This is a genomic window from Shouchella patagoniensis (assembly GCF_002019705.1).
GTDB lineage: Bacteria > Bacillota > Bacilli > Bacillales > Bacillaceae_D > Shouchella > Shouchella patagoniensis.
The window spans coordinates 1,293,721-1,307,293 of record NZ_KV917377.1 but is presented as its reverse complement, the minus strand read 5'-3'; the positions used below and the strand labels follow the sequence as shown (position 1 = coordinate 1,307,293).

Genomic DNA, 13,573 nt, shown 5'->3' with positions numbered 1-13,573 from the left:
ATCAATGTTGTATCGTTGAATAAAGAGAGAGAAATGTTTCTCTAGATACGACTTCAAAACGTTGAAGAGGTGGACAGAACATGCGGCATGCATTAATTACTGCGGGTACGAAAGGTCTTGGTTTAAAGGTAACAGAGGCATTGATTGAGAGTGGTTACAGTGTTACCGTTACCTATTTCAGTGATGAACAACAAGCGCTGAGGCTCCAAGAAAAATGGGGAGAAAGCGTCCTGCATCTTGTCCAGGCAGATGTAACAAAAAAAGACGACTGCAACCGAATTGCACAAGCAGCTATTCGTTTTGCAGGCAAAATTGATATATTTATTCATAATGCTGGTCCGTATGTTTTTGAAAAGAAAAAGCTACTAGATTACGAAGAAAGTGAATGGGATTATATGATGGATGGGAATCTCCATTCTGCTTTTCACTTGCTAAAACATATTGTTCCAGTAATGAGAGATCAGCAATTCGGACGTATTGTTTTTTATGGATTTCAAGGAGCCAACAGTGCACCAGGTTGGGTTTATCGGTCTGCATATGCAGCTGCAAAAGTCGGACTTGTTTCCCTAATGAAAACAGTGTCAATTGAAGAAGCCGAATATGGAATTACTGCTAATATGGTTTGCCCAGGCAACATTATGGGTGAGATGAAAGAAGCTACTATTGCAGAAGCACGTATACATAAAGATAGTGATACACCCATTGGTCGTTCTGGGACGGGTGAAGATATTGCTAGAACTGTTTTGTTTTTATGTGAAGATAACGCGGATATGGTAACTGGAACCGTGGTTGAAGTAACTGGTGGAGTGGATGTTATTCATCGATACCGCTAGTGCATAGAATCTTTTTTGAATGAACACCTTATTAAAAAAGAGGTGGCTAAGTGAAGAAAATTGTTTTAATTATGTTGACGATAATCTTGTACACTGCTTCAGTATCTTCTCCAACAAATGCTGTTTCCGGCTCTGAATTAATGGACTCTTCTTCTGTAAGGGTAACCCTTATTGAAAATGAAATTATTTATGAGTGGGAATACGATAATCCAGATCATTACGAGTATGAGGTAGGAAATACTGTTCAAAAAGGAAAAGAAGCACAACTTCATGTGAGGCAACTTTTGAGTGAACTACAATTAAACGAACAAACAACTGCGGAGGAATACGCAGAAAGATTAAAACAACGTTTTCCTCATCTGGAACGTTTGGAAATTCGTTGGATGAATAAAGATAGCAAACGCTTTACATGGTTATGGACGAAATAAATCAAAACGCGGCCCTGACAAGGCCGCGTTTTAGTTTTTAAGACGTAGGTGGAATGGTAAGAAGTGTCTTTGGAAAAATAGTTAATGGTACTCCTCCGTCTTCGGTGACAACCACATCATCTTCAATACGCACTCCAGCTACATTTGGAACATAAATTCCTGGTTCAATTGTAAAGGTCATTCCTAATTGAAGAGTATCTTTATTTTCTTGGCTCATTGATGGTGCTTCATGAACATCAATGCCGAGTCCGTGCCCAAGTCGGTGTGGAAAATAGTCACCAAAGCCTGCTTCGGAGATGACTGTTCTGGCAGTAAGGTCAAGATCACCGATAATGATTCCAGGTTTAGCAGCGTGTAGAGCAGCATTCTGAGCATCTAGAACTACTTCATAAATAGCTTTTGCTTGATCGTTTACTTCACCATACGCAACGGTACGTGTAATGTCAGAGCAATATCCATCAAGGACGACTCCTAAATCAAATAAAACAAATTCTCCTTCTTGAAGTGCGCGATCTCCTGGTTTCCCATGGGGCGAGGCAGCGTGGTCTCCGAATAAAACCGTTGTTTGAAACGACATTTCCCGAATACCTTGCTTTTTTAATTGGTATTCGATTTCGGCAATGACTTCAAGCTCTGTTACTCCAGTTTTCAGCGCATTGATCCCAAATTCTACACCTACATCTGCAAAAGCAGCTGCCCTTTGCAAGGTTTCTAACTCTACTTCTGTTTTAATTAACCGCTGGGACATCATGACAGGTTCGCAATCGATAAATTCTAGTGAATCGCTAAGTTTGTCCAACTCAAGCACTCGTTCATAGGAAACCGTTCGCTGTTCAATTAACACTTTACTGGATGCGTGAGTGGATTTCTCTAGTCGGCTCTTAATTAGGTCCCAAACATTTTCATGGTCACTATATGTAACTAGTTCGTCACTATAACCAGCATCTCTTACAACTTCTTGTTCCATTTTGGGAATAACAAGATAATAATCGTTTTCTAATACAAATAACGCAATAAGCCGTTCGTGAGGATTTGCGAGCAAACCAGTTAAATAAAACACATTTTCTTTACTCGTTATAAATGCAAACCAAGCGCTTTCTTTTTTGATATGTTCTTGTAATTTTTTAAGTCGTAACTCTTCCATATATACCTCTCCTTTCTTAATTAGTATACGCTATGTAAGAGTGAATGTTTAGCTGTATGCTGAAAGGGTTATTCATAAAATAGAATTAATTGGAGGGAGCTGGCGTAATGAAAGTAAGTTACCATGGACATTCAGTTGTAAAAATTGAAACAAATGAAAAGGTTATTCTAATTGACCCATTTATTACGGGAAATGAGCTGACTGATTTAAAAGCGGAGGAAGAAAATCCAGATGTTATCTTGTTAACTCATGGTCATAATGATCATGTCGGGGATACAGTTGAAATTGCTAAGCGTTCAGGAGCTTTAGTTGTAGCTGTTGCAGAACTTGCAACTTATATGGGATTCCGCGGTGTAGAGAATGTTCATCCAATGTCAATTGGAGGCGCATATGAATTTGATTTTGGTCGAGTTAAATTCACACAAGCTTTCCATGGTTCTTCATTTACAGAAGAGGAAAACAAGCGAATTGTCTACACTGGCATGCCAGGTGGAATCTTGTTTACTGCTGAGGGGAAGACGATTTACCATTTGGGGGACACTGCATTATTCAGTGATATGAAATTAATTGGAGAATATAATGATATTGATTTAGCATTTGTGCCAATAGGTGATAATTTCACAATGGGACCAGAGGATGCGAAAATAGCAGTTGAATGGATTGGTGCAACGACTTCTGTCCCTATTCATTACAATACGTTCCCTCCAATTAAACAAAATCCTAAGGTATTTATAGACAGTCTTTCTGATGGAAAAGGCAAGCTCCTAGAAGCTGGGCAGGTAATCGAACTTTAGTAAAAAGAACACGTTTATCGTTTAAACTTTAAGCGTATGCAATAATAAAAATAAGACGAACGAAAGACGTCGAATGTTTTACACCAAGAAAAGTTTAACGTCAATTTCTGAAAAAGAACGCCAATGAGCGTTCTTTTTTTGATAGTCATTTCATACAGTAGTGGACAAGGGGGTGTGTAAATGAAACAACGTGCACTCATTTGTTTACTACTAGCATGTATTCTCGCGGCTTATGCTTTTGAGAGGTTGCCATTTGAAGGTCAGGGATTAAATCAAATCTTTGCTTATAGTTGGATTGTTTTTTGTGCGTTAGTTATTGCTGGAAACGGACTTGCCTTATTAAAACAATCGCGAAGAGTCATGGATCTACCAACGGAAGAAGAAGAACGTGAGACGATGGAAAAAGAACGGCAATTTGGATAAGAAGTTGCTAGGGCACTGCGTCAAGTCGTATACTGGTAAAATAAGAGTGATACGGTGAAAGCGTGGTGCCAACGTGACAACAAAACATGAACAGTTACTAGAATACATATCTCAACTGCCGATTGGTGGTAAAATATCGGTTAGACAAATTGCAAAGGCTTTGTCTGTTAGTGAAGGAACTGCATATCGAGCGATAAAAGAAGCGGAGACGCAAGGGCTCGTTTCAACAATTGAACGTGTTGGTACGATCAGGATTGAGAAGAAGAAAAAAGATAATATCGAGAAGCTCACGTATGCAGAAGTGGTGAATATTGTTGATGGTCAAGTGCTTGGTGGACGGACGGGACTACACAAAACGCTGAACCGCTTTGTTATTGGTGCAATGAAAACTGAAGCAATGATGCGTTATGTAACTGCTGGTAATTTGCTTATAGTTGGGAATCGCTACCAAGTTCATAAAATTGCTCTTGAAACGGGAGCTGCTGTATTAATTACGGGTGGTTTTGACACGAGTACGGATGTAATTCGATTGGCAGACGAACTTGATTTACCAGTCATTACAACATCTTATGATACATTTACTGTGGCAGCAATGATTAATCGAGCCATTTATGACCAACTGATTAAAAAAGAAATTATACTTGTTGATGACATTTTAATTCCATTACAAGACACTTATTACATGACTGTTACTAACCAAGTGAGTAAATGGCAAGAATTAAATGCTCGCACTGGCCACAGTCGTTATCCCGTGGTTGACAGTAATATGCGAGTACAAGGAATGGTTGCAGCTAAAGATGTGTTCGACCAACCAAAACATTTGCCGATCGAAAAAGTAATGACAGCAAACCCAATTACTGTAAATGAACGAACGTCTATAGCATCAGTTGCACATATTATGGTCTGGCAAGGGATTGAACTATTGCCGGTGACGGATAGTGGTCGTAAGCTTATTGGTGTTGTCAGTCGACAAGATGTTTTAAAAGCAATGCAAACAACTCAGAGACAACCTCATGTTGGTGAAACGATTGAAGAGATTGTAACAAGTCGCATGGAAGAAAAGCCATCAGGAAATGATGTGTTTTATACTGTTGAAATTAGTCCGCAAATGACGGATCAAGTAGGAACGATTTCTTATGGAGTGGTAACAACCATTATGGTTGAAGCGACGAGACGAACGATGAGAAAACACAAGCGTGGGGATATTGTACTTGAGAATATCACAATTTATTTTCTGAAACCGGTACAGATTGATAGTCAACTAATGGTATTGCCCGAAGTACTTGAAATTGGACGTAAACATGGCAAGTTTGATGTTTCGATTTTTAGAGAAGGTGAGCTCGTTGGAAAAGGCATGTTAACTGCACAGTTAATTGAATAAGATAATTATGGGGATGCTTGATTGAAAAAAGCTTGTCCGTTAGAATGGACAAGCTAATCAAGTTGGGCAGTATAATGTTTATGAGCTTTAAACCCATGAACAGCATTAGCAGCTCCAAAAACAAAGAACACCACTCCAATAATGATTTCAAGGGCTGTGTACATTGAAAAGAATAGCATGTTAATGCTTAGCATTACTAAAACGGTTCCGAGTGCAGTTTTTGCTCTCGATTCAAGAATACGCTTTTCTAGAGAATCTTGCATGCGAAAAGCACGGATTCGAGTAACGATATAAAGTAAAAAAGCTGCAATCGCTACAATAATAAATAGCCGATCCATTCAGGAATCCTCCTTGTAAGGGTCACTAGCACTATTGTAGCGTGATTTATCAAGTTTGACTAGTTTTTTAGAAAGAGGCGAAAAGATGATTGCTCGTATAGCTGATAAATTGAAAGAATATAAAACAATTATAATACATCGTCATATGCGTCCCGATCCGGATGCACTTGGATCTCAATTGGGTTTAAAGAATATAATTGCAACAGCATTTCCAGAAAAAAACGTTTTTGCTGTGGGGGAAGAAGAACCTTCATTAGCCTTTTTAGGGATAATGGATTGTGTTCCTGATTCAATGTATGAAGGAGCACTTGTTATTGTCTGTGATACAGCGAATACAGGGCGTATAAGTGATGAGCGTTATAAGCTTGGAGAAACACTCATTAAGTTAGATCATCACCCAAATGAAGAACCATACGGAGATATTATTTATGTTGATACGACAGTTAGCTCAACAAGCGAGCTCGTAGTAGCACTTGTACAAGAAATCGATTTCCTTCATTTAACCAAAGAGTCAGCGTTCCTTCTTTACGGTGGTATTGTCGGCGACACTGGGAGGTTTAGGTTCAGAAATACAACGAGTGATACAATGATACGTACGGCATTATTAATAGAAACAGGTTTTGATAGTCAGGAATTTTATGTGAATCTGTATAAGAAATCGTTAAAAATGGTACGGCTTGAAGGGTATATTCTGCAAAATTTCGAAGTGATCGAAGGAAAGGTAGGTGTTATGCGCTTGCCAGCCGATTTGCTTGAGACTTATGACGTAACGGCAAATGAGTCGTCTTTGTTAGTAAATAGCTTTGCAGATGTTGAAGGATTAGCAGCATGGGTCTTTTTTGTTGAAGAAGGCGAGACAATTCGTTGCCGTATTCGATCAAAAAAAACAGTCATTAATACGATTGCTAAAGAGCATAACGGTGGGGGACACCCAGTTGCAGCTGGAGCAACTGCTTACTCGTGGGAAGAAACAGGAGTCATTGTAGAGAAGCTTTTACAAGTATGTCAAAATTAAAAAACAGGCGGAAGCCTGTTTTTTAATTCGTCGTTTTGCTTTCCTCTTTTATTATTTCAACATCAATACGAAAGTCAGGTAAAGCGTAAGTGCGCTTAATTTCTAAAGTATAAGCATTGTCATTTACTTTGTAGGTTTTGTTTTCGACTGCGCTCTCCATGACTTCCATTAAACTTGCAATTGTTTCAATACTCGTTCCTTGCAGGTGTTGCAGTTCTTTTAGGACTTGTTGCCTTAACTCGTATACATTGAGCCTACTTAAATGATATTGTTCAGTGTTTATAATTGTAACGGAGACAGTTTGAACGAGTAAATTTTTGGCATTTTCTTCGTTTTGTAAAGATAAGTCATTTATAAATTGGGCATTTTTATCTTGAAGGTCTTGAATAATGATGTTTTTTTTACCGATCTCTCCATAGAGTCGATCGTGTTTTTGCCCATATTCTGCAAGGAAAAAGCTCCAGCCAATTAAAGCGCCAATTAAGATACCAGAAAAAAAGCGAAGCCATCCGCGGTGTTTTTTGTAATTTGGGATGTACATTAAACAGGATCACCAACAATCCATCTCAAAAGAATTGAACCTGACTGAGCACCGCAAAAAGCAACAAGTAGCATAGCGAGCGTATGATAAACATCTTCATGAACACCACTAAATAAGCCGCTTTCAATTTTCGTAATCGCATCAAATGAACCTCCAATTGCAGCGACAATTGCCCAGATCTTTAAACTGTTTGACAGGCTATAGATTTCAATGAGGATTGGTTTGCCGATTAAAAAGGCTCCTATCCCACCAATTAAAGCGCCTCCAATCATGACACCAAACGCAATAAAAAAATTCATGACTAAGTGGGCCAACATCTCTTTTGTCAAAAGCATATTCTCTCACCACCATTTATGCCTATACTACATATATAAGGACAAACATCCGATTTTATGACCGGTAAATTCGTAAAAGATGAGGGTAATTGAAAGGGAGAGAAACGTTTCAATTAGACACAACTGGAGAGGAAGTGATTTTTCATGCACGCATTGCTTTCTAATATATACAGTGAATACAGCTTACTTCAATCAGGCAATCGTATAAAAGCGCTTGTTGCTCATGCTAAATCAGTTGGTTATCAAACGCTTGCATTGACCGATAAACATGTACTTTACGGAGTCGTACCTTTTTATCAGGAGTGTGTGAAGGCAGGGATTAAACCTATCGTTGGTCTAGAATTAAACGTAATGGCAGGAAAAGAACCCGTGCCTATCCGTCTACTTGCAAAAAACAATGCAGGTTTAAAGCAACTAATTGCAATCAGCACTGAGTTAGGCAGTCAAACAGGCCCAAAAGGTATCAGCTTAACAATGTTTCAGCAACAAAGCACAGAATGTGTTGTGCTTCTGTCAAAACAGTCTTTCCGACAAGCACCTAATTGGCAAAAGAGGTGGGAAGCTTTAACGTTAAATGCCGATGCCTTTTTGGAACTTGAAGGACGTGCGGATCAAGAGGTTATTCAATTTGCTTCGGCGCATCAGATTCGATGTATCGCCGCACCACCAGTCCGTTTCTTGCTTAAAGAGGATGCGGGCACGTATCAACTAATTCGAGCAATTGAAGCTGGTACAACGATGGAGCATCTCTCTTTGGAGGAAGGCTGGGAGAATCAATATCTGCCTACTGTAGCGGAGTTGACTGCTCGTTTTCAGTCAGATGTACTTGCTTCAACAGAGGAAGTTGCTAGGCGAATAGATGTAAAAGTGCCAATCGAAAAACCTCGTATTCCATCTTATGACGGCTTGTCCGAACAAGAAGCCGATGAGAAGCTTAGAGAGTTGTGCCAAAACGGAGCAACAGTAAGGTATGGGCAGATTGGGAAAGAACAAAGCGATCGTCTGGAAAAAGAGCTTAATGTAATAGCTAGCATGGGTTACGCATCGTATTTTTTGATTGTGGCAGATTTCGTCAATTTTGCGAAACAAAAAGGGATTTTAACTGGTCCAGGAAGAGGGTCGTCAGCAAGTTCTATTGTTGCTTACACTTTATTTATAACCGATGTTGATCCACTTACCCATGATTTATTATTTGAGCGGTTTTTGAATCCTGAAAGGGTGAGTTTACCAGATATTGATGTCGATTTCCCAGATTACCGCCGAGATGAAGTGCTTGCCTACGTAAAAGAGAGATTTGGACATGAAAAGGTTGCTCAAATTATTACATTTGGTACATTTGCTGGTAGAGCGGCAATTCGAGATGCTGGAAAAGCACTCGCAATAAAAAGCTCCTTTGTTGACAAAGTTGCAAAATCGCTTAGTCCATCTTCATTACCATTAAAAGCGGCAATCGAACAACACTTATTTTCCGAACATTCATCGCCAGAGTTAGATGAGTTGCTGTTTTTTGCACAGAAAATTGAAGGATTTCCACGTCACGCATCCACTCATGCTGCTGGGGTAATTATTAGTGACCGCCCACTTAAAGAAAAAATCGCGGTGCAATTAGGAAACGATGATCAATTGATTACGCAAGCAGATATGGACAGCTTAGACGCACTAGGGTTTGTTAAATTTGATTTTTTAGGATTACGAAATTTAACATTACTAGAACGGATGATTGAAACGATTAAGGCAGAGTCAGGACAGATAATTAATTTGCAAGACATCCCCCTTGACGACAAACCAACATACCGACTTTTACAAGCAGGAAAGTCAACTGGAATTTTTCAGCTTGAGTCAGGGGGGATGAGGAATGTACTAAAGCAGTTAGAACCAAACTCCTTTAATGATATTGTTGCAACCACTGCATTGTATCGACCTGGGCCAATGGATTTTATCCCAGAATATATTAGAGGCAAACATGGGGAGGAAGTCGTCTATTCGAAGCATGCTGCCATTAATCATCTTCTTGAGCCGACTTTTGGAGTCCTTGTTTATCAAGAACAGATTATGCAACTTGTACAATTGAGTGCTGGATATAACTTAGCAGAGGCTGATATTTTCAGAAGAGCAATTAGCAAGAAACAGCGTTCCGTGATGGATGAACAGAAACAGCAGTTTATGCAGCGGAGCCAAAAGCTCGGGTTTAGTGAGGGAGAAGCAGCCTCATTCTTTGCCTTAATTGAACGGTTTGCAGATTATGGATTTCCAAAAAGCCACGCGACTGCATATAGTTTCATTAGCTATTGGCTTTCTTATTTGCGTGTTCACTTTCCAACTGCTTTTTTTGCTGCGCTATGTTCGTCAGTCTGGCAGTCTCGGGATAAGTTGTACGCATATTTAAATGAAGCGAAATCTGCAGGAATTAGAGTGTTAGCACCATCTTATTATTACAGTGACAGCCTTTTTTCGATTGAAAATGGAGCACTGAGATTTGGCTTATTGCCGATTTCTGGTGTAAGCCTTCAGGCAATAGAAGAATTAAAAATGATTAGGAAGGAAGGGAAAGATGACGACTTATTTTCATTTGTTGCACGTGTATCAACTAAAGCCATAAATAGAAAAGTAATTGAAGCGTTAATAAAATCAGGGGGCTTTGACGAGTGGGGAAAGCCTCGCTCCGTTCTTCTAGGAAATCTTGATAAAGCACTTGCATTTTCCGAACAAATTAGGAAGTTTAAGGATTCTGTGGGGGGATTGTTTACGATTAAACCAGCAACGCCAGCTTACATTGAAACGGAACCTTCAACAGCAATGGAAGAGTTGGAATGGGAACGCGAAGTATTGGGTTTTTATCTATCGGGTCATCCAATTGAAAACGAACGTGAAAGACTAGAGCCATTCGGGAGAAGAAGTATTGCAGACTGTTATCCTTCTCGTAAACAAGTTCGCATTGCTGGTTTACTAAAAGAAGTAAAAAAAATCTCCACTAAAAAAGGTGAGGCGATGGCTTTTATGACACTTAGTGATGAATCAGGAGAGTGTGATTGTGTAGCCTTTCCAAAAGTCTGGAAATCATTTGAAGCGATGCTTTCCAGTCATTTACTTGTGTTTTTGGAAGGGGTTATGGAAGAACGTGATTCGCAAAAACAATTTGTCATTCAAAGAGCAGTGGATGTGATGAGTATGCGCGTTAATCGACCTAAACAAGTTCTTTACATCCGAATGGTCGATAAAGAGGATACTCCGACACGGTTAAGTGATTTGAAATATATACTCAGCCAAGATTCTGGATTAACACCAGTTATATTATATCGTGAAAAAGAACAAGGAACGAAGAGGCTTGCTGATGAGTACGCTGTTGCTCCTAAAAAGCGGACAATGCAGCTATTGAAGAGGTTATTTGGAGAAGAAAATGTTGTCTTAAAAAGTGAGGATTAAGCGTAAATCGTATTCGCTTTATAGAAAGTTCCTTTCTTTCTATTGGCGTATGGGCATGAGTTGTTTATAATAGAGGTCGTAGAATGAGTGGTCAGACCAGTAAAGGTTTGAATACAAAGGAGAGAGAATTGTGCCTACTACAAGAGAAGAAGCACTTCATATGCACCGGATCAATCAAGGGAAACTTGAGTCAAAAGCCAAAGTTCCAGTAAGAAATGCTCGTGATTTAAGCTTAGCTTATTCACCTGGTGTGGCCGAACCGTGTAAAGAGATTTTTGAGGATGTAGAAACTGTTTATGAATATACGATGAAAGGCAATATGGTTGCGGTTGTTAGCAACGGGACAGCTGTACTTGGTTTAGGGAATATTGGACCAGAAGCTTCTCTTCCTGTTATGGAAGGAAAGGCTGTTTTGTTTAAATCATTTGCAGGTGTAGATGCATTTCCAATTTGTTTACGTTCAAATGATGTTGACGAAATCGTAAACACAGTTAAGTTGCTTGAACCAACATTTGGTGGTGTAAATTTAGAAGACATTGCGGCGCCTGACTGTTTTGTTATTGAAGAGCGTTTAAAGAAAGAGACAAATATCCCGATTTTTCATGATGACCAACATGGAACAGCGATTGTGACTCTTGCTGGTTTAATCAATGCGTTGAAGATCAGTGGTAAGAAATTATCAGAGATCAAAGTTGTGGCAAATGGAGCAGGTGCTGCGGGTATTGCGATTATTAAGCTTATGCTACGTATGGGTGTCCGTGACATTATCATGTGTGATACGAAAGGTGCTATTTACGAAGGGCGTCCGTATGGAATGAATGGTGTTAAAGACGTTGTGGCCAAGCGTACAAATTCAAATAAGCAAGAAGGTCAATTAGAAGATGTAATTAAAGGGGCCGATGTATTTATTGGCGTATCTGTAGCAGGTGCTGTTACAAAAGAAATGGTTGAAAGCATGAATGTAGACCCAATCATTTTTGCAATGGCAAATCCAGTTCCAGAAATAATGCCAGAAGACGCAAAAGCTGCTGGCGCCTCGGTTATTGGGACAGGTCGATCTGACTTTCCAAACCAAGTGAACAATGTTCTTGCTTTTCCTGGAATTTTCAGAGGAGCACTTGACGCACGCGCTACACACATTAATGAAGAGATGAAAGTTGCAGCTGTTTATGCGATTGCAAATCTTGTCAGTGACGAAGAATTAAGTGTTGATTATGTTATTCCGGCTCCATTTGATTCACGTGTAGCTCCGGCAGTTGCATCGGCAGTTGCGAAAAAGGCAATGGAAACAGGTGTATCACGAGTGAAAGTTGATCCTGAAGAAGTAGCAGAGAAAACACGCAAGTTAACGATGATTGATTAATTGCGAGTAAGGAGATTTTATGTTAGCTAATAAGCCAAAACGCTACATTGAAATTATCCGTGCGATAAGCGAGATGATTCAACATGATGGCTTAAAAAGCGGAGATAAGCTGCCTTCAGAACGAGAACTCAGCGACCGACTTTATGTCGGTCGCTCCTCTATTCGTGAAGCACTACGTGGACTCGAACTCCTTGATATTATTGAGACAAGACGGGGAGAGGGCACGTACATGAAAGCGACTTCCAGCTATAAGCTTGTAGACTTGTTACTATCATTCATTTTAAAAGACGAGCAAGCAAAGCAGGATTTGAGTGAGACAAGGCGAATAGTAGAATTGGAAGCTTTAAAGCTTTCGTGTGTGCGAATAACGGATGAGGAAATTAATCATCTGGAAGCAATTCTCAAGCGATCGAGTGACGGATGGGATAAAGGTGAGTTTCCAGTTGAAGAAGATTATCTTTTTCATGAAATGATTGTGGGTGCTTGCCGTAATGCGCTTCTATTTAATATTTGGAAGTCTCTTGTCGCGTTTAATAAAGAAGCACTGCAACAATCTTTGGAAAGAACCGGTAGACCACCGGAATCAATCAAAGAACATGCATTCATTGTAGAAGCATTAAAAGAGCGAAACGTTGATGAAGCGCTTAGTGCGATGAGCCGTCATTTAAAAAACAGCCGTTTTTAAAGCATTAAGCAAGGAGCGATACTGATGTTAAAGGATATGTTTTCAAAGAAAAAGAAAAGATATGCAACGATTCCTTCAGACAGAGCAAAACAAGAAGTGCCCGAAGGGTTAATGACAAGATGTCCATCTTGCCGTACGATCATGTATACGAAGGATTTAAAAAAGAATTTAAGCGTTTGTCGTACATGTGATTATCATCATCGGATGGGTGCAAGGGAACGTATTGAATCACTCATTGATGAAGGAACATTTAAAGAATCAGGGGAAAACATAAAAGGTGGTAATCCACTGCAGTTTCCAGGATATGAAGAAAAGCTAGAGAGTGACCGTCAAAAAACGGACATGAATGAAGCGGTCATAACTGGTAAAGGTGAATTGAACGGATATCCCGTAGTCATCGCAGTTATGGATGCTAATTTTAGGATGGGAAGTATGGGGTCTGCAGTAGGTGAGAAGCTCACGCTTGCGATTGAACAAGCAGTTGAAGCAGAATCGCCTTTGCTTGTTTTTGCTGCATCTGGCGGTGCAAGGATGCAAGAAGGTGTCCTTAGTTTAATGCAAATGGCAAAAACAAGTGCAGCACTTGAACGACTTAATCGTAACGGAGGTTTGTTTATTTCTGTTATGACACATCCAACTACTGGTGGGGTATCAGCCAGTTTTGCGTCTCTTGGAGATTATAATTTTGCAGAACCAAAAGCATTAATTGGCTTTGCTGGTAGACGCATTATTGAGCAGACAATCCGAGAAGATCTGCCTGAAGACTTTCAAACGGCGGAGTTTTTATTGGAGCATGGACAGTTAGACCGCGTTGTAGGACGGCTGGAAATGAAAGAGTTGCTGACCAAAGTGTTAGCGATCCATAAGTAG

The 13,573-nt window shown here is 39.7% G+C and carries 14 protein-coding genes; 10 read left to right on the top strand and 4 right to left on the bottom strand.

All coding sequences use genetic code 11. From position 1 onward, the window contains the following. Positions 1 to 80: 80 nt before the first annotated feature. Together BK584_RS07020 and BK584_RS07015 are read left to right on the top strand one after the other, a co-directional pair. Positions 81 to 833 (top strand): SDR family oxidoreductase, encoded by a 753-nt coding sequence (locus tag BK584_RS07020; protein ID WP_078391938.1) that lies wholly within the window; start codon positions 81 to 83, stop codon positions 831 to 833. Between the two features lie 50 nt (positions 834 to 883). Beyond that, on the top strand, positions 884 to 1,261 hold the full coding sequence (locus BK584_RS07015; RefSeq protein WP_078391937.1) for a hypothetical protein: 378 nt from the start codon (positions 884 to 886) through the stop codon (positions 1,259 to 1,261). 37 nt (positions 1,262 to 1,298) lie between these two features. Here the strand turns inward: BK584_RS07015 and BK584_RS07010 are convergent, their stop codons facing one another. Further along, entirely contained in the window at positions 1,299 to 2,405 is a 1,107-nt protein-coding gene (locus BK584_RS07010; protein WP_078391936.1) for a M24 family metallopeptidase, read from the bottom strand. A 107-nt stretch (positions 2,406 to 2,512) separates the two neighbouring features. Between BK584_RS07010 and BK584_RS07005 the strand changes: the two genes are divergently transcribed. From BK584_RS07005 to BK584_RS06995, 3 genes are all read left to right on the top strand, one after another. After that, complete coding sequence (locus BK584_RS07005) at positions 2,513 to 3,199, top strand: metal-dependent hydrolase (protein WP_078391935.1); 687 nt, start codon at positions 2,513 to 2,515, stop codon at positions 3,197 to 3,199. 180 nt (positions 3,200 to 3,379) lie between these two features. Beyond that, a complete protein-coding gene (locus tag BK584_RS07000; RefSeq protein ID WP_078391934.1) occupies positions 3,380 to 3,622 on the top strand; it encodes a hypothetical protein in 243 nt (80 codons plus the stop codon). A gap of 73 nt (positions 3,623 to 3,695) precedes the next feature. After that, positions 3,696 to 5,003: a DRTGG domain-containing protein gene (locus tag BK584_RS06995; RefSeq protein WP_078391933.1), complete on the top strand. Its 1,308-nt coding sequence runs from the start codon at positions 3,696 to 3,698 to the stop codon at positions 5,001 to 5,003. 53 nt (positions 5,004 to 5,056) lie between these two features. Here BK584_RS06995 and BK584_RS06990 read toward each other — a convergent pair whose 3' ends face one another. Beyond that, entirely contained in the window at positions 5,057 to 5,341 is a 285-nt protein-coding gene (locus BK584_RS06990) for a YtpI family protein (protein WP_078391932.1), read from the bottom strand. Positions 5,342 to 5,426: 85 nt separating this feature from the next. Between BK584_RS06990 and BK584_RS06985 the strand changes: the two genes are divergently transcribed. Beyond that, positions 5,427 to 6,356, top strand: coding sequence for a DHH family phosphoesterase (locus BK584_RS06985; RefSeq protein WP_078391931.1), 930 nt, complete (start codon positions 5,427 to 5,429; stop codon positions 6,354 to 6,356). Positions 6,357 to 6,378: 22 nt separating this feature from the next. Here the strand turns inward: BK584_RS06985 and ytrI are convergent, their stop codons facing one another. Next, positions 6,379 to 6,897 carry a sporulation membrane protein YtrI gene (gene ytrI / locus BK584_RS06980; RefSeq protein ID WP_078391930.1) on the bottom strand — a complete coding sequence of 173 codons (519 nt, stop codon included), beginning with the start codon at positions 6,895 to 6,897 and terminating at the stop codon, positions 6,379 to 6,381. Further along, the gene (locus tag BK584_RS06975; protein WP_054703922.1) at positions 6,897 to 7,232 is read right to left on the bottom strand and encodes a YtrH family sporulation protein; all 336 of its coding nucleotides are present in this window, start codon (positions 7,230 to 7,232) and stop codon (positions 6,897 to 6,899) included. Before BK584_RS06975 ends, ytrI begins: the two co-directional genes overlap by 1 nt. A gap of 144 nt (positions 7,233 to 7,376) precedes the next feature. On the opposite strand from BK584_RS06975, the gene BK584_RS06970 reads away from it, so the two are divergent. The 4 genes from BK584_RS06970 (at position 7,377) to accD (ending at position 13,573) form a co-directional block, all read left to right on the top strand. Next, the gene (locus tag BK584_RS06970) at positions 7,377 to 10,655 is read left to right on the top strand and encodes a DNA polymerase III subunit alpha (protein ID WP_078391929.1); all 3,279 of its coding nucleotides are present in this window, start codon (positions 7,377 to 7,379) and stop codon (positions 10,653 to 10,655) included. Positions 10,656 to 10,815: 160 nt separating this feature from the next. Then, positions 10,816 to 12,018: an NADP-dependent malic enzyme gene (ystJ, locus tag BK584_RS06965; RefSeq protein ID WP_139365770.1), complete on the top strand. Its 1,203-nt coding sequence runs from the start codon at positions 10,816 to 10,818 to the stop codon at positions 12,016 to 12,018. Positions 12,019 to 12,037: 19 nt separating this feature from the next. After that, positions 12,038 to 12,703 (top strand): FadR/GntR family transcriptional regulator, encoded by a 666-nt coding sequence (locus tag BK584_RS06960; protein WP_078391927.1) that lies wholly within the window; start codon positions 12,038 to 12,040, stop codon positions 12,701 to 12,703. Positions 12,704 to 12,727: 24 nt separating this feature from the next. Continuing rightward, positions 12,728 to 13,573, top strand: a complete 846-nt coding sequence (gene accD, locus BK584_RS06955; RefSeq protein ID WP_078391926.1) for an acetyl-CoA carboxylase, carboxyltransferase subunit beta — start codon at positions 12,728 to 12,730, stop codon at positions 13,571 to 13,573.